Here is a 17,398-nt window from a genome sequence, read left to right on the forward strand (position 1 = left end):
TTTCATAAAAATAGCTAAGTATCACAAGCTGCATACGTTTGCGTGTGTTTATGATTAAACAGTTAAATGTTAATTAAGCTCAACGTTATTAAACGTCGCTTGTTAATTACTTAATAGGCCACGTTGCCCTTTAATAAAGGATTTTTGGGTGCAGAGGAGGCGAATAACATTTTTAAGGACTAAAACACTATCGTTTTTTCAGCGTTGATTTGCGCATCAAAGTCCTGATTTTTTAAAAAAACAGCATGCAACGCCGGTGTATAAAATGAAATTTCTTCTTCTAAATTTTACTTTCTTTTTACCTTGAAACGATTTATTTCTTTTTAACACCAAAATATTCTTAAAAAAAACGAACTTTTTGCCTAATTTCTCGTTTAAAAGATCGATGGGCGTCACGGATAACGCTTTTTTTTGTACTTTTATACTCTTAAACCATAACGTAGCATGAGGCAGCTTAAAATAACCAAGTCAATTACAAATCGCGAAAGCGCGTCCCTTGATAAATATCTTCAGGAAATCGGACGTGAGGAACTAATCACCGCAGAAGAAGAGGTTATTTTAGCAAAGAAAATTAAAGATGGTGATCAAAAAGCTCTTGAAAAGTTAACCAGGGCGAATCTTAGGTTCGTTGTTTCGGTTGCAAAACAATACCAGAATCAGGGTCTTAGTTTACCCGATCTGATCAATGAAGGAAATTTAGGTTTAATCAAAGCTGCGCGCAGATTTGATGAAACCCGTGGATTTAAATTTATTTCTTACGCCGTGTGGTGGATTCGTCAAAGTATTTTGCAAGCTTTGGCCGAGCAGAGCCGTATTGTGCGTTTACCTCTAAACCAGGTTGGATCTTTAAATAAGATCAATAAAGCTTACAGCAAATTAGAACAACAATTTGAACGCGAACCAAGCGCTGAAGAATTAGCTGAGATTTTGGATCTTCCAATCGATAAAGTTAGCGACACTATGAAAGTAAGTGGTCGTCATGTGAGTATGGATGCTCCTTTCGCTAATGGCGAAGAAAGTAGTTTGTTAGATGTTCTTGTGAATTTAGATTCTCCTAAAGCCGATACGGGTTTAATGAATGAATCTTTAAGCAAAGAGATAGATCGCGCATTAAGCACTCTTACAGAACGCGAACGCGATGTCGTAAAATTATTTTTTGGTATAGGATTAAATCACGGTTTAACGCTTGAAGAAATAGGCGACAAATTTGATCTCACTCGTGAACGTGTTCGCCAGATTAAAGAGAAAGCGATACGTCGTTTACGCCACAGTAGCCGTAGCAAATTACTGCAACAATATTTAGGATAATGTAAATTTTTATTTTATAAGCCTCAACTTTTGTTGAGGCTTTTTTGTTTAACCTAAAACATACCCAACTCTTGTGGCATAGGTTTTGCTAAATAAATATCAAATCTTTATTCGGCGAATATCTGCCTGTATTCGTCTAAAAAGCACCAGCACCTAAATCCAAATATCTATCATTAACGTTCTTTAGAGAAACGTATAACGAAATTTGCAACTTAAATACAGAACATACGTTTAAATTTACACCTAACCTACCAAAAATTATGGACCTTAACCTAAACAACATCATCTACTACATCTTAATTGTAGATGACGACTCTGATGATCATTATTTCTTAAGAACTGCTCTCAATAAAGTAATTCCGCAGGCGCTCATTGAGTCCGTTTATGACGGCGAAGAGGCTCTTGAATATTTAAATAATTGCACTTTTATGCCTAACGTTATTTTCCTTGATCTTAATATGGCCAAAATTTCAGGGCGTGACACAATAAAAATCATTAAACAAAACGAAGTGCTCAGCAAAGTACCGGTAGTTATTTTCACAACCAGTAAAGATGAAGACGAAAAAGCAGAAATGCTTAAACTTGGAGCTTCCGGATTTTATTCTAAACCAAGTCAGATTGAAGACCTTATTGCTGTGGTTGAAGATGTAAAAGAAAAATATCTCTCCTCTTAAACTCAGCGCATACTTTTAAAACCATTCAAATCTTTTTTTGATAAGATTTGAATGGTTTTTTAGCTTTGTACTTTATGAAAATTTTCAAGAGTGTTGTTGCTATCGTTTTGTCTGTTTGCCTTGGGCTCGTCTTTATCTATTCAGGATATTCAAAGCTTTTTCCGGCCATTGAACCTTTTGAATTCACTTTTGTAGATATTGGCATCGCTAATTGGTACATGGCTCCGGTATTCGCCCGATTGTTAATTGGACTCGAATTTTTTATCGGAGTTCTTCTCATAGCGAATTATAATCTTCGCAAATTTACTCTCCCCTTTACTATTTCTCTGCTGTTATTCTTTGTAATATATCTTAGCATCCAATTATTTAAAAACGGTAATGAGGGTAACTGCGGTTGTTTTGGAGAACATATTCAAATGTCACCTTTTGAAGGTATCTTAAAGAATATTGTCATGATCGTAGCGGGCGTTCTCATTTATGTTCTATGGGAAGGTTGGCGAGTAAGGTATAATGCTTTGCTCTTAAGTCTCTCAGCCATTTCGGTAGTAATAATTCCTTTTATTATTAACCCGGTGGATTACACTTATACTTCAAATAATCTTGAGGAAAAAGTAAATTATCCTTTAGAACTAAATTTACTTTACTCTCCAGAGGATAGTGTTAAAGTAGAAATTCCCAAAGTTGAATTGCGAAAGGGAAAACATGTTGTTGCCTTTTTAAGTCTTACCTGTGGCCATTGCCGGATTGCCGCTAAAAAATTCCGCTTAATAAAAAAGGACAATCCCGAACTTCCCATCTATTTTGTATTAAATGGCGAGCGTTCTAAATACAAGGAGTTTATTGAAGATACAAAGGCTGATAATATTCCTTCAAGTTTTTGCCTGGGCAAATCTTTTGTTCAGCTTTCTTCTGCTCATTTGCCACGCATTTATTATTTGGATGAAGGTATGGTCGTAAAAAAAGTGGATTACTTTGAGTTGAATCAGTATGCAATAGAAACCTGGATGGCAACGGGCAAACCTTAACCACTAAAGGCTGTTTAAAACCTTTTTACCTTAACCCTTCTTATCCCCGCTTTATTATTTATTTTGTGAGCTTAAACCTGCAAAATGAATCGTTATATAGTTTCACTAATGATAGTGTCCTTATCGTTGTGTTCTTTCTCCCAATCTTCAGGGGGTGGTAAGTTCAGAACTGAAAATCTGCCACGTATTATTTTAAAAGAGCTCAACCGGTTCAGAATCAGCAAGGGCTTAGACACACTTGAAATGAGCGAAATGCTGCAAAGTGCTGCCGAAATAAGCTCACAGGCGATGGCAGATAACGACTCTGAAAAAACAGACAGAGCAGCGGCTCTGAAATATCTTAAATATGTAGGGGCTACAAAAAAAGGCGAAGAGCTTACAATGAAAGGGGTTATCAGTAAAGGACGCGAAGATTTCTCAACAGAAGATGTAGCTAAAGTTATTTATACCCGCTGGGAAAATAACGCAAAAGATTTACCTATACTTACGAATCCAAAATACACTTTAGTTGGCATAGTGGGCACTATCGACGAAGATGGAGAGAAAGTATATGTAAGTGCATTTTTTGGTGGTTATGATATTACAAATGGTGGCGTTATCTACAAAGAACAACTTACTGTGCCCTTTAATACAAAATCAAAATCGTTAAAACCCGCAGATCCCAAGGTGTGTAAAACCTGCGAACGCTGGCGCAATTACGACCTCCTTCAAAAAGGTTTATATGTTGAAGGTGACAAGATTTATTTACGGTATCCCAATGCAAAAGACTTGCGACGCATTCTGAAAAAAGAAAAGGATGGACTTGCTGTGGATATTGTTCAGAGAAGCCAGTTTATCAGCGCGGATTACAACATTGTAGATAATAACTTATTGGCCAAAGGTGTTACAAGTAAAGTTATTTTCAAAGAAGCTATTTTTAAAAAAAACAGACTTATTACTAAAGATAAGAAAGCAAATAGAAAGGTAAAAGGTATTGATGTACTGATAGGAAAATTTGATCCTAAAATTACAGGCGCTTATGAATTAAACCTGCTGGTTGTTCAAAACGGATTGCTCTGCAAAACGGTCACCCGCGGTTATACAGAAACAAATAACACCGAGAGCAATACGCCTATAGGGCTTTTACCCATTCAAAACAGTCGCGGGTTAAAGCCGGCTTTTGAACCGCGTTCCGAGAGTTCCATTGTTAATTTCATTATTCCATTCGAGAAAAATAAGGCAGAATTTAAACAGGCAGATATAGAGCCATTTATTAAAGCCATGAATGAACCTGACTTTATTATTGATGGACTTTATATTTATGCTTATGCATCCATTGAGGGTGACTCTGTAGCTAATTCCAAACTGCAACGTAAGCGCGCTGAGAGCGTGGTAAGCGTTCTTCAGGGAATGCAAAACAATAAGATCAGTCCAACCATTCAAACCAAAGATAGCTGGGGATTATTTTTACTTGAAAATGAAGATGGAAAGTATGCTGACATTGTAAACCTGGGTAAAAAGAAAGCTATTGACAGAATTAACAGTGACAAAAAATTATTGACGGAACTTGAACCTATTTTGGCGAAGGAACGTTTTGCTCAAATCATCATGGATGTTACTTACGATGTAAGTGGAACGAAGGAGCAGAAATTTTCAGCAGTGACATTCAACAGAGCAGTAAAGGCTAATAATACCAAGCTTTCGTACAAAATAATGGAGTTCATTAATAAACGTGTACTCGAAGGAAAATATCCGGCAAGCATTTATGACAGTTTAAAAATTATAGAGGATCCGAAAAATGTAGGCTTGTTAAATAACCAGGTTTATTACACGTATCAGGCGAGTAATGCTATTGACGAAGAAGATGAAAAAGTATTTGATAAACTCCTCACTCTTGAACCAACAAATCCAGTTTTACAGTACAACAAAGTTTTCTGTCAGTTAAAATTAGATAGTGGTGCAGGAAATCCTGAACACCAGGCACAAGTGCAGCAAACCATTAATAATTTATACGGCAAACTGGACAGCAATTTTGTAAACGGATTAAACATTGAATGGCAATTCAAAATCATGGAAACGCTGGATACCATGGCAAACTCTGAAGTGCTTATCGAGGCCTGCATTACACGCATCAAACAATTTTATAATATTAAAGATGCTACCTGGCAAAACGCCCTAAAACTTGCCTCCGTTTTTAATCGCGCTAAAGATTATAACTACGCGGCTACCCTGCTCGAGCCCTACCTCTCTAATTCAAATGTTAGCGAAAATCTCGTCTTCACCTACATCAGCTCTGCAAGCCGTGTACAGGAAAAATATTATTCACGAACATTTGCAAAGGCTCTTGCAATAGCAAAAGAGAAAAACCAGGAACGTTACTGCAAATTATTCGGTGAACCTTTTATGACTTTCCAGGTACTGGAAAATCCGGAAGTAAAAAGAGTGTATCAAACAAATTGCGGTAAACAATAGACCGTCTCTAAATTTCAATTTGAGCATTAAAAAATACCGTATTCATTCGTAAAGGAAACTATATGGCAAACGATCGCCTTATAGTTATATCTCTTTCAGAAAAACGGATTACTTTCCTTTAGAAGGAATAAAACTAAAAACGAATTTAAAGACGTTAAAATAGGAAGATGGTTTGTTATCGTATTTTCCTAGGCTCTCCTCGGTTGAAGAATGCGATTTCACCTTAGTATCCGTATCAAGCGATGCGCCAGACTGCAGTGGATGTAAAAAAGTATTCACATACACTTTCGGAGTTGCCATCCATAGAGCAATAAGCAACAAAAAAGAAGCTGAAGCTATTTTTATGTACTTGGTCTTAAGCATTTAACGAGACAAATTAAAAGAATAAAAGTTATACCGCCAAAAAATTAACAGAAATCAAGAAATTCCTGTTAAAATTAACATTTACTTTTTCTTAGCAGGAAGTTGCTGTCTTTGTTTAGCCATGTCTTCTAATCTTTTTTGGAAATTAGAAACTTTAGCCGGCTTTTTCATATTAGCTTCCAGTTGTAATCTGATTTTTTGATCGCTTACAATCTTCTTAATGATCCAGTTTTGCAAAAAGGTAAACATATTCGCTAAGAAATAATACCAGCTTAAACCGGCAGCGTAATCGTTCATTACAGCCAGGAAAATAACAGGCATAAAATACATCATAAATTTCATACCCGGCATTTGATTGTTCTGCTGTGGCATCATACTGCTATTCATGTAAGTGTAAGCAAGCGTACTCACAAACATTAATAAAGCAAATAAACTTACGTGATCTCCATAAACAGAATTGATGAAAGGAACAAAACCAAAGGTCCAGATACTGTCATAAGTACTTAAATCTTCAGCCCAGAAAAAACCTTGCTGACGTAATTCTATCGCAGCCGGCATAAAGTTAAATAAGGCAATTAGAATAGGGAACTGCAATAATAGAGGTAGACAACCCGACAAAGGATTTACCCCAGCCTTTCGATACAATGCCATCTGTTCCTGTTGCTTCTTCATAGGATCAGCATTCTTCTCGTATTTGGCATTCAACGCGTCTGTTTCTGGTTTCAGTACACGCATTTTTGCTCCACTCATATATGTTTTATATGCAATTGGTAGTAATACTATTTTTACAACGATAGTAAGAATCAGAATTACCAGTCCAAGATTTAAAAAACCTAGCCAGTTAAAAAGTGGAATTACTAACCATTTATTGATGTAACTGAAAATACTCCAACCCATTGGAATAATTTTTTCAAGTTCCCAATCGTATTTTGAAATGGTATAGTAGTGATTTGGTCCGAAATAAAATTTATAAGAAAACTTTTCGTCCGGTGTATGTCCAAAAGGAATTCCCAATTCACTTTTTACCGACTTAACTATATTGGATGAATTTGGACGTGGAAAAGATTTGATTATGCTTCCACCCTTATTAAAAAAATTATCTGCAATAATAGTTGAATTAAAAAATTGTTGTTTGAAGCACACCCACTTGATATCAGCCTCATTTAATTCTTTCTCTTCATTGTCTTTAGAAGTTGGTTTAAGGTAATCTGGACTATTTTGATTTTGTTTGAAATAGATAGTAGCCGCTTCTTTTTCTTTCTTGATATATTTTTCCTGGCTTGGATACTGCATGCTCCAGTTTAACTGCAATTGATCTTCAGTTTGAGAAATGATATTCTGCATGCCAACAAAACGAATTTCCGAATCTACAATATAATCGTTAGGCTTAAGCGAATAAGAATACTCAATATAACTGCCAGGCTTAGAAGTCTCCAGTTTTAAAATAATACTTGACGCCGTTTGTTTAACCGATTTGAAATAAAAACTATCTGTAGAGAAAATACGCGTACGGTCGTAGGCACTTAACTTAAGAGAGAAGTTTGTAGAATCTTTATCAAATAAAATAAGACTCTCAGTTTGTTCTGAACGATGGTAATTTTTTAATTCAACCTTTTCAATTTGACCACCTCTATTAGAAATAGTTGCTTTTACGTTTTCATTTTCAATAACAAAAACCTCAGGTTTACCCTGAGTTGCAACGGCAAAATCTTTATAGTTATCGGTTAATGCAATATTTTTTACTGAATCTGAAACAGCAATTGCTTGTTGCAATGTATCTTGTTTTGATTGGGGAAGGGCAGCCATCTTAGCTGCTTCTTTTATTAAAAGATCTTTTTGTACTTGTTCTATAGAGTCTCTTACAACCTTATTTCTGGCGATCTGTTCTTTTGTTGGTCCGCTGAAATACAACCATACTCCTAAAATTGCCGCAATTAAACCTAGCCCTATTAACGATTTTTTGTCCACTTTTATTAATTTAAAGAGCGCAAATTTAGTATTTATTTAGCGGGTAGAAAAATGGAAATCAATAAGAATAACGAAAACGGTGAGATAGCAGGTAAGCCCGCAAATTCAGTAGGTAAAGCCAAATAATTAGCAGGCGAGGTGTATTTGTTCGGAACTAGTTAGAACTTCTCTCCCTCCAGCCTGGCAACTACCGCGCTTGCTACAGCATTTCCAACCACATTTGTAGCGCTTCGGCCCATATCCAGAAACTGATCTACTGCAAGTAAGAGAAGAAGGCCTTCCACAGGAATTTTAAACATTGTTAACATGCCCGCAATTACAACCAAAGAGGCACGCGGAACTCCTGCCATGCCCTTACTTGTTATCAATAAGATCAACATCATCTTTATCTGGTCACCTGTGCTGATATCAATGCCGTAGCTTTGAGCAATGAACACGGTGGCAAATGTCATGTACATGATACTACCATCCAGATTAAAAGAATACCCAAGCGGTAAAACAAAACTCACGATCCGGTTACTGATTCCATGTTTTTCAAGAGCTTCAATTGTTTTAGGCATTGCACTTTCACTACTAGCAGTGCTAAACGCCAGTAGTATCGGTTCTTTAATATCCTTCAGCAATCTGAAATAATTAATTCTGAATGCCAGACAAACAACAAAAAGAACGCCAAAAACAAAGAATATTAGTCCGCCAAAAAAACAAAGAATTAAATTGAGATAGCCACCCAACACATCAAAGCCCTGCTGAATAACAACGGCTGTAATAGCTCCAAACACGCCAATTGGCGCGAAGTTCATCACATAATTGGTAACTTTAAACATCACGTGACTCAAACTATCGAAAGCTTTAATTATCGGTTTTCCAGATTCCCCAACTGCGGCAGTTGCTATCCCGAAAAACAAAGCAAAAACCACTATTGGTAAAATATCGTTGCTTGCCATTGACCTGATAATGCTTTCAGGTATAACGTGATCGATGAAATTTTTAGAAGTCTGTGATGTTGATTTTATGCCTGAATCTACCAACGCATCAGGCATTTCGAGATGAAGGGCTTTTCCAGGCTCAAAAACGTTTACAATAACTAGTCCTAGTGCAAGAGCAATGAGCGTGGCGCTGGTAAAATAAACTAATGTCTTTAAGCCAATTCTTCCCACACTTTTAAAATCGCCCACTTTCGCAACGCCTGTTACAAGCACTGCAAGTACAAGAGGTGCAATAATCATTTTGATGAGATGCAGAAAAATATCACTTAAAATGGAAAAATTAGATGCTACCTCTTTTTTACGTTCGCTTAGTTTTTTATCCTCATATTTCTTTAAGGTCGTCTCTACCTGTTTTTTGGTTTCTGCATTAGAAATCTTCGATACCGAAACCTTGTTATACTCAAATTTGTTATTTGTAATAGAAACGTTAATTCCGTAGCCAAGAATTAATCCCGCCAGCATGGCAATTAATATAAATCCAATTAATTTGTTCTTTGAAAAATAACTCATTTTATAAAACCTCCTGTAAAATTTCCATTTTCATACCTCTTGAACCTTTAATCAGAATTGTATTCCCTTCAATTGACTTGTTCTGTAGATATACTCTGCACTCAGCAGTACTCTTAAACTTTTTAAACTGCGATTCCGGCAGCTTAAAAAATTCTTCGCCGACCAGTACTACGTTAACCATTTTTTTTTCTTTAAGCAGATCTACAAGCTTTTGATGCTCTTCCATACTGTAGTCGCCAAGTTCGAACATATCTCCCAGTAATACTAATTTATGATCAGATTTATAGCCTGCAAAATTTTCTATAGCAGCTTTCATGCTATTTGGATTCGCATTATAAGCATCCAGGATGAGTGTATTTTTTTGGGTTTTAACCAATTGCGACCGATTCATATTTGGAAGGTAGGTCTCAAGAGCTTCTTTGATTTTCTCATCTTCTACCTTGAAATAACTTCCCACGCAGGTTGCAGCAAGACAATTTATGAAATTGTAATTACCTATAATCTGGGTTTTAACGGCAGTAATCTGATTCCAATCTTTAGTACCGTAGCGTGTAGTATATTTAAAGCTCACCGTTTCATCTGTGGTCATATCTTTACCAATAACATCATAAAGCTTTTTACAGCCGTAAGTTATTTTATCATTTTCAAAAGCCAGTTCATACAAAACTTCATCATCTCCATTTATAAAGGCTTTTCCGCTTACGGTTTTTAAAAACCTATAGAGTTCGCTTTTTCCTTTTTTCACGCCCTCAATGCCCCCAAATCCCTCCAGGTGAGCTTTTCCAATGTTGGTTATTAGTCCAAAATCCGGTTCGGTTATTTTACATAATTCGTCAATCTCTCCCTGATGATTCGCACCCATTTCAATGATAGCAAATTCGTGTTCTCTACGAAGGCGCAGCAGCGTAAGAGGCACACCAATATGATTATTCAGATTTCCGATCGTTGCAAGAGTTGTATATTTCTTAGAAAGAACTGCATGGATTAATTCTTTGTTAGTGGTTTTACCATTACTACCGGTTATTGCCAAAAAAGGGATTTTAAACTGTTTGCGATGATAATTAGCGAGTTTTTGAAGGCTTTGCAACACATCTTCAACTACAATAATGTTATCGCTTGTGGCGTACTGTGCATCATCCACAATAGCCGCATGGCAGCCTGCTTCAATAGCCTTTTGCGCGAATTCATTTGCATTAAAATTAGCTCCTTTTAATGCAAAAAACATAGCGCCTTTCTCCAGTTTACGGGTATCGGTACAAATGTTCTGATCTGCTGCGAGATAAATCTCATAAAGCTTTTCAATTTTACTGGTGTTTAACATGGCGCCAAAATAAAAAAACCCTCAGGTTTCACCTAAGGGTTTTAGAATATTTATTAACAGTAACTATTTACCACCTAAACCTACAGGACTACCCACACGGGTCATCGAGCAGCGGAAACCTAACCATTCAGTAGACTGACGTTGATCTAAATACCTGCGAACACCCGGCACAAGGAAGTATGCACGGTCTTTCCAGCTACCACCTTTGTAAACACGTGATTTATCATTTATTAAAGATGACTTAGCATACTCATACATTAACTTAGCAGATTTATCCGTGTAAGCCTCTTCACCCTCACTAAAGTAGATACTTGAATTTACGTCACCGTCCATGTAATTAATGTAATCGGCTGTTTTATAATTTCTGCGCTCATCTAAATTATCAGTAGAAACAGCACTTGAAACTTCTCTCCATTTAACACGACCCGGAATATCTGATTTTCCTTCCGGAGCAGCATTGTTATTTCCCTGAGGATCATTAGTCATGATAGTTAAAACGCTATCTGTAACTTCAACAGCATCAACACTCGTACCATGTTGCGTAGGATTGTTTACTTTATGTTTGAACTTCTGGTAAACAGGGCCATCAACGTTAGTAATAATTTCCTGACCTAAACCTGCATAACCTGTAGAACTATCGCGTACCTGAGTGCTGAACACATTACCACGGAAAGGACGGAACTCGTCAGCATCTTGTAAAGTGTTAGGGCGATAAACGTCCATTACCCACTCACAAACGTTACCTGACATGTTGTACAAGCCGTAATCGTTAGGAAAATAACTGTACACCGGGGCTGTAACGTCAGCATTATCATTTAAGAATCCGGCTGTACCCATGTAATCCCCTGCTCCACGAACAAAGTTCGCCTGAATTTGTCCTAAATATTTATCCGTTGCATTACGCACACCGTGGCCATTCCAAGGATAAATACGACGATCAGTAATACGTTCTCCAATGGTGTTTCCAATTAAACCGTAGGCTGCGTATTCCCATTCAGCTTCTGTTGGAAGTCTGTATTTTGGTAAAAAGATACCGTCTTCCATTTTAACATCACGCTCTGGATTTTGTCCATCAAATGAAGGTAATTTTGTTTTTAATTGTCCTTGCCATTTTCCTGAAAGATAAGCTTCAGTGCTGAAATAATCTGCCTCTGAAGGAGATTGTGTATGCTCAAGAAGACCTTCACGAATCAGGATAAATTCATTTACCCTGTCGGTGCGCCATGCACAAAATTCATTTGCTTGTAACCAGTTAACACCTACAACCGGGTAATCACGGTAGGCAGGGTGACGCAAATAATATTCTACATAAGGCTCGTTATAAGCTAATTTAGAACGCCATACCAAAGTATCTGGCAGAGCTTTGTAATATACGTCTGGATAAGTTGGACCAAATACTTTAGCTGTCCAATATAAATATTCCAGGTAAGATAAATTACTTACTTCGGTTTCATCCATATAAAATGAAGAAATCGTTACCCTGCGTGGTACATTGTTCCACTCATAAGTAACATCGTTTTCGGTACGACCCATGGTAAAAGTACCACCTTCGATAAGCACGAGACCCGGACCAGTTTCCTGTTCCTCATACGGGGGCTTTTCAAAACCACCATTTTCGGGATCGTTATATGCCCATCCGGTAACAGGAGAACGTTCCTGGGAGCATGAAACCACGATTGCTGCCATAACAAAGGCTAGCGTTCTGCGGTTTTTTATCCATTTTATATTCATATTAACAAAGAATGATTAAACGCTATAACGTTATATTTACTAAAAGGTTACAAATATAGTTAAAAAGAAGGACAACTGATAGTCCTGTATTTTTTCCGTTTGGTTTTACATTCAAACTTGATTTGAACGGAAATTTCGTGAGCTCCTGCAGTATTACCTGCTAATTTTGAGACAGTTACATCGTAACTATATCCAGCTTGAAAATTATCATTTTTAATCCCTATAAGAGCGATTACCGCATCTGCATTTCTATACCATAAACCGGCAACAAACGGACCTTTCACGTAATAGAGACCCAAATTTAACTGGTTAAATTTTTGTTGAGATTGAAATAAGATATTTGGAGATAAATAACTTTCGCCACCTTTTTCGAGTTCAATGATAGCACCACCATGAACCGTGAATTTTGCCGGTAATTTGGAAGTCCCTAACAGCCCTTCATCTGGTTGATTAAGATGATGTGCAGCGAAACCGAAAAAATAATTTTTACTATACCCCAAAACACCAGCTGAAAAGTCAGCATTACTTTTGTTGTTAGCAGGAATAGCTTCGTTTGTATTCCAAACAAACCCTCTTCTAGCATCAATCATATCGCCAAAGTTTAGATTATCACGGTCTAAAGATTTTTGCATATAAGTAGCCTGTAAACCAAATTTTAAAGAAAACTCTCTATTGATAACCGCCTGATAAGAGTAAATAAGGCTGGCATTCGTTGTTTTTAATGTTCCGTGAGCCTGATCATCGGTTGTAACCAACACACCAAGGCCACCTGCAAGGGCGTCAACATGCAAATCTCCAGAAAAGGAGTATGTAACATAATTACCACTTAAATTCGGCCATTGATTTCGATAATTCATACAAATTCTCGGGCAACGGGCAGTTCCAGCGAAGGCCGGATTTAAATATAAGGGATTAGCGTAAAATTGTGTGAACTGAGGATCTTGAGCCTTCAGGTCAAATAAAAACACAGTAAACACTAATATCGGGAACAGAACGCGTGAATTCATATGAGCATATTAACCTAACCTATTTCACAAATATATAAATACATTTTGAAAAACAAAAAAAAATAAGAAACAATATTTTATATCACTCAAACGTTATTTTGCTGTACTTTGTAAGTAATATATTGTCTCTATGCGTTTAAATATAATAAGCACTTTCATCCTACTCTTTTCGCAGGTTAGTTTTTTTGCTCAGACATCAGCATCCGATTCATCGCGCATAACACACTCTAATGCCTCTGATACCGTGGCTTTTCAACTCGAGATGAAAGGTGCATCTTATGATGTAAATAAGAATAAACTGCCCTACTATGTAGTGTCTAAAACCACTCCTTATAATCAAAGAGCCATTGCAACGCTTGTCGTTAAAAAGACACGACTCGTCGAAGAATCACACGTTGCAGTAATAAAAAAATATTTTTCGCAGTTTATCACAAACCAGTTTACTTTAGAAAAAGCCTCTAGCCTGAGTAAAAACCAAAATTTTAATCATCATAAAATTTTTCCGTTTCGTTTAAATGCACTTAATCAACTTGAAGAGCTTATTGATTATGAAGTAAACTGGCAGACAGAAGCTACAAACAATTCCGCGTCAAGAAGCGCTTCTGCATTCGCTGCTACCTCTGTTTTATCGACAGGAAACTGGTACAAAATAGGAGTTACCCAAACAGGGGTTCATCGCATTACAAGAAGTTTTTTAAATACAATCGGAATTAACCTTGCATCCCTTAATCCATCTAACATCAAGGTTTACGGTAATGGAGGCAAGATGATTCCGGAATTAAATAAAGCTTTCAGATACGATGATCTTGTTGAAAATCCTATTAAGGTATTTCTAACACCGGATGGCACTTTTGATTATGCCCTATTTTATGCTACAGGAACAACAGAGTGGGTAAAATCGAAATCAAATGCGGGCTTAAAATTCAGCGCAAAAAAAAGCTATTACAGCGACACTAGTTTTTATTTCATTACCGTTGATCAGGGAGCGGGAAAACGCATAACCAGTAATAATTCTCTTTCCCAACCTGCTGATGTAAACAGTGCCTCTTACGACTTCTATAATTTTCACGAGAACAACATCATTAATTTTGGCAAAAGTGGCAGAGAATTTTATGGTGAGTATTTTGATTTGACAACCTCTTACAATTTCGCTCTTGCTGATGGTTTCGCTGATTTTTTATTAGATACAATTATCGCTGAAACTATTCTAGTGGCAATCAATACAGATTCTTCCGGATTCGATTTAGCTGGAAATGGTTTGAAATATCATCTTCAAACACCCGGTATACCAATCAGCACCTATGCCGATTTCGCTGCTCCGGCGCAAAGAACGGTGAAGGGAATTAACACCAATAGCTCTGATATTAATTTTACCGTAAGTAAAAAGACTCAAAAAAGCCTGGGTTGGTTCGACAAGCTCACCGTAAACGCACGTCGTTCACTTATCGTAAATTCGAGGCAATTTGGATTCAGAGATACAAGGGTTATAGGAGCGGGAAAGATTTGTAACTTTTTTATACAGAATAATACAGGTCTGAATTTGGCCATTTGGAACGTAACTGATCCTCTGAATCCGGTTGAGCAAAATTATAATACATCGGGTAACCAGATTGATTTCAAATGCCGTGTTGACTCAGTGATTGAATTTTGCGCAGTTCCCTCCAGTGATTTTTATGCTCCAAATTTTGTTGGTAAAGTGGTAAATCAAAATCTCCACGCTATTAGTAATGCCAACTACTTAATTATCACTCATCCGCTTTTTATTAAGGAGGCAGAACGTATGGGGGCTTTTCACCAACAAAAAGAGGGTTTGACTTACGCCATTGCCACAACCGATCAAATCTATAACGAATTTGGAAGTGGGAAACAGGATGTAGCTGCCATAAGAGATTTCATCCGAATGATTTACAATAGAACTATTACACTTCCAGAATCTCAACAATTGAAATATGTTTTATTGATGGGCGATGGCTCGTACGTTAACAAAAACAGAAACACCGTTAATAATAGTAATTTTATTCCTACCTATGAATCACAGGAATCTTTGGATCCTATCTATAGTATTGTTACAGATGATTTTTACGGTCTTATGGATCCCGATGAAGGTTTTAAGGCAGAGGACGATTCGTTTGCGGGCGTAGACATTGGGGTGGGTAGGTTTCCTTGCAGAACAGTTAACGAAGTGAAAGCTGTTATTGCAAAAATTGAAAACTATTATAAGAAAGATGCTAATTACACTGCTAATAATTCTGCTGCTGAAACCAGTATTGTTTTAAATGAAAGTCCGATGGGTGACTGGCGTACCTGGTTGCTTTTTCTGGGTGATGATGAAGACGCAGCTGCACACATGATTCAATCTGACGGCCTAACCCAAGTGGTTAGAAGCGTTGCGCCGAACTATAACACCGATGACATTCTTCTCGACGCTTACCAGCGTTTTAGCACCCCAGGAGGTTTTCGTTATCCGGATGCAGCAAGTGATTTTTTAAAGCGCATGAAAAAAGGTGCCTTTATTTTCAATTATACAGGCCATGGCGGTGAAGTTGGATTAACAGCTGAAAGATTAATTGACCTGGACATTATAAATAATCTTGATAATTTTAACAAGCTGCCCTTATTTATCACTGCAACCTGTGAGTTCAGTCGTTTTGATGATCCGGGAAGAACATCGGCCGGTGAACTTTGCCTGTTAAATCCAAAGGGAGGTGCTATTGCGCTTTACACTACCTGCCGAGTTGCTTTCTCCACTAAAAATGAACAAATCAATCAGGAAATTTTAAAGCGTTTATTTACGAGATTGCCAAATGGAAAATGGCCAACATTAGGCGATGCTATTGCTCTTACAAAAGCCACTGTGGGTCAGAATTTCTTTTTCGCCAATTTTCATTTGTTAGGAGATCCTGCACTGGTATTGGCCTACCCAGAGGATAAGGTGATAACTTCTGAAATTAATAACGTGCCGGTTAACTCGGGTTCGTCTGATACGCTAGGGTCGCTTTCGAAAATTACAATTAAGGGCTATGTAGCTGATAACGTGGGAAACAAACTTACGAACTTTAACGGTCTTGTTTATCCTACCGTATTTGATAAAGAACAAACTATTATATGTTTAATGAATACACCAACTTCGGGCGTTGTTTTAAATCCCGGTGCCACCAATAGCGTAATCGTTCCATTTGAATTTAAACTTCAGAAAAATATTCTATACCGTGGTAAATCTCAGGCGGTAAATGGAGAATTCTCTTTTACTTTTCTTGTACCAAAAGATATAAGTTTTTCTCCTGGTCCGGGTAAAATCAGTTATTACGCAACAAATGGTTTGGTTGACGCTCAGGGTTATTATGATCAATTAGTAGTGGGTGGTACCAGTTCCAAAAATGTAGTTATTGATAACGAAGGTCCGCAGGTAAATTTATTTTTGAATGACAAAAACTTTGTGAATGGAGGAATTACCAATGAAAAGCCTGTTCTTTTTGCAGATTTGGCCGATTCAAGCGGCATCAATACAGTAGGAACAGGAATTGGTCACGATATATCTGTTATTTTAGATGAGAACAGTGCAAAACCAATAGTGCTCAATGACTACTACGAAGCCAATCTGAATAGTTACCAGAGTGGCCGCGTAAGATATCCATACAGCGATCTGGCAGACGGAAACCATACACTTACATTTAAAGTCTGGGACATTCAAAATAATTCAAGTACTGTAACTTCTGATTTTATTGTGGCAAAAAGTGCTGAGTTAGCCCTTCAACATGTATTAAATTACCCGAATCCTTTTACAACCCGAACGAAGTTTATGTTTCAACATAACCAGGCCTGCAATCCCTTAAAAGTAACGGTTCAAATTTATACGGTGACCGGAAAAATAGTTAAAACAATACAAAAATCAACCAGCTGTGAAGGCTCAGCCCCCGAGGGTATTGACTGGGATGGCAGAGACGATTACGGCGATAAACTCGCGCGTGGTGTTTATATTTATAAATTAGCTATCTTAGACGTAGATAATAAAAAAGCAGAAAAAATAGAAAAATTGGTTATACTAAATTAGTAT

12 protein-coding genes are annotated in these 17,398 nt (G+C 37.1%); 5 read left to right on the top strand and 7 right to left on the bottom strand.

Going from position 1 to position 17,398, the window contains the following annotated elements; all coding sequences use genetic code 11:
- Positions 1-216: 216 nt before the first annotated feature.
- Positions 217-396 carry a hypothetical protein gene (locus CNR22_03055; GenBank protein ID PBQ30794.1) on the bottom strand — a complete coding sequence of 60 codons (180 nt, stop codon included), beginning with the start codon at positions 394-396 and terminating at the stop codon, positions 217-219.
- Positions 397-444: 48 nt separating this feature from the next.
- Here CNR22_03055 and CNR22_03060 point away from each other — a divergent pair, with 48 nt between their 5' ends.
- The 4 genes from CNR22_03060 to CNR22_03075 all read left to right on the top strand — a co-directional run bounded on the left by CNR22_03060 (position 445) and on the right by CNR22_03075 (position 5,458).
- Entirely contained in the window at positions 445-1,308 is an 864-nt protein-coding gene (locus CNR22_03060; GenBank protein ID PBQ30795.1) for an RNA polymerase subunit sigma, read from the top strand.
- Between the two features lie 260 nt (positions 1,309-1,568).
- Positions 1,569-1,982, top strand: a complete 414-nt coding sequence (locus CNR22_03065) for a hypothetical protein (protein PBQ30796.1) — start codon at positions 1,569-1,571, stop codon at positions 1,980-1,982.
- A gap of 74 nt (positions 1,983-2,056) precedes the next feature.
- Positions 2,057-3,007, top strand: coding sequence for a hypothetical protein (locus CNR22_03070; protein ID PBQ30797.1), 951 nt, complete (start codon positions 2,057-2,059; stop codon positions 3,005-3,007).
- 126 nt (positions 3,008-3,133) lie between these two features.
- Positions 3,134-5,458, top strand: coding sequence for a hypothetical protein (locus CNR22_03075; protein ID PBQ30798.1), 2,325 nt, complete (start codon positions 3,134-3,136; stop codon positions 5,456-5,458).
- A gap of 108 nt (positions 5,459-5,566) precedes the next feature.
- On the opposite strand, the gene CNR22_03080 is transcribed toward CNR22_03075, so the two are convergent.
- The 6 genes from CNR22_03080 to CNR22_03105 form a co-directional block, all read right to left on the bottom strand.
- On the bottom strand, positions 5,567-5,821 hold the full coding sequence (locus tag CNR22_03080) for a hypothetical protein (GenBank protein PBQ30799.1): 255 nt from the start codon (positions 5,819-5,821) through the stop codon (positions 5,567-5,569).
- 81 nt (positions 5,822-5,902) lie between these two features.
- Positions 5,903-7,825, bottom strand: a complete 1,923-nt coding sequence (locus tag CNR22_03085; protein PBQ30800.1) for a membrane protein insertase YidC — start codon at positions 7,823-7,825, stop codon at positions 5,903-5,905.
- A 122-nt stretch (positions 7,826-7,947) separates the two neighbouring features.
- On the bottom strand, positions 7,948-9,285 hold the full coding sequence (locus CNR22_03090) for a dicarboxylate/amino acid:cation symporter (GenBank protein PBQ30801.1): 1,338 nt from the start codon (positions 9,283-9,285) through the stop codon (positions 7,948-7,950).
- Between the two features lies 1 nt (position 9,286).
- Positions 9,287-10,606 (bottom strand): UDP-N-acetylmuramoyl-tripeptide--D-alanyl-D-alanine ligase, encoded by a 1,320-nt coding sequence (locus CNR22_03095; protein PBQ30802.1) that lies wholly within the window; start codon positions 10,604-10,606, stop codon positions 9,287-9,289.
- Between the two features lie 63 nt (positions 10,607-10,669).
- Positions 10,670-12,337, bottom strand: a complete 1,668-nt coding sequence (locus tag CNR22_03100; GenBank protein PBQ30803.1) for a gliding motility lipoprotein GldJ — start codon at positions 12,335-12,337, stop codon at positions 10,670-10,672.
- A 59-nt stretch (positions 12,338-12,396) separates the two neighbouring features.
- Positions 12,397-13,344, bottom strand: coding sequence for a hypothetical protein (locus tag CNR22_03105; GenBank protein PBQ30804.1), 948 nt, complete (start codon positions 13,342-13,344; stop codon positions 12,397-12,399).
- A 130-nt stretch (positions 13,345-13,474) separates the two neighbouring features.
- Between CNR22_03105 and CNR22_03110 the strand changes: the two genes are divergently transcribed.
- The gene (locus CNR22_03110; protein PBQ30805.1) at positions 13,475-17,395 is read left to right on the top strand and encodes a hypothetical protein; all 3,921 of its coding nucleotides are present in this window, start codon (positions 13,475-13,477) and stop codon (positions 17,393-17,395) included.
- The last annotated feature ends 3 nt before the right edge of the window (positions 17,396-17,398 follow it).

The organism is Sphingobacteriaceae bacterium (genome assembly GCA_002319075.1).
Taxonomy (GTDB): domain Bacteria; phylum Bacteroidota; class Bacteroidia; order B-17B0; family Aurantibacillaceae; genus Aurantibacillus.

Coding starts and splice junctions, on each gene's coding strand:
- CNR22_03100 (PBQ30803.1), bottom strand. CDS start 12,337: ATGAATATAAAATGGATAAAAAACCGCAGAACGCTAGCCTTTGTTATG.
- CNR22_03110 (PBQ30805.1), top strand. CDS start 13,475: ATGCGTTTAAATATAATAAGCACTTTCATCCTACTCTTTTCGCAGGTT.
- CNR22_03105 (PBQ30804.1), bottom strand. CDS start 13,344: ATGAATTCACGCGTTCTGTTCCCGATATTAGTGTTTACTGTGTTTTTA.
- CNR22_03095 (PBQ30802.1), bottom strand. CDS start 10,606: ATGTTAAACACCAGTAAAATTGAAAAGCTTTATGAGATTTATCTCGCA.
- CNR22_03090 (PBQ30801.1), bottom strand. CDS start 9,285: ATGAGTTATTTTTCAAAGAACAAATTAATTGGATTTATATTAATTGCC.
- CNR22_03070 (PBQ30797.1), top strand. CDS start 2,057: ATGAAAATTTTCAAGAGTGTTGTTGCTATCGTTTTGTCTGTTTGCCTT.
- CNR22_03060 (PBQ30795.1), top strand. CDS start 445: ATGAGGCAGCTTAAAATAACCAAGTCAATTACAAATCGCGAAAGCGCG.
- CNR22_03065 (PBQ30796.1), top strand. CDS start 1,569: ATGGACCTTAACCTAAACAACATCATCTACTACATCTTAATTGTAGAT.
- CNR22_03080 (PBQ30799.1), bottom strand. CDS start 5,821: ATGCTTAAGACCAAGTACATAAAAATAGCTTCAGCTTCTTTTTTGTTG.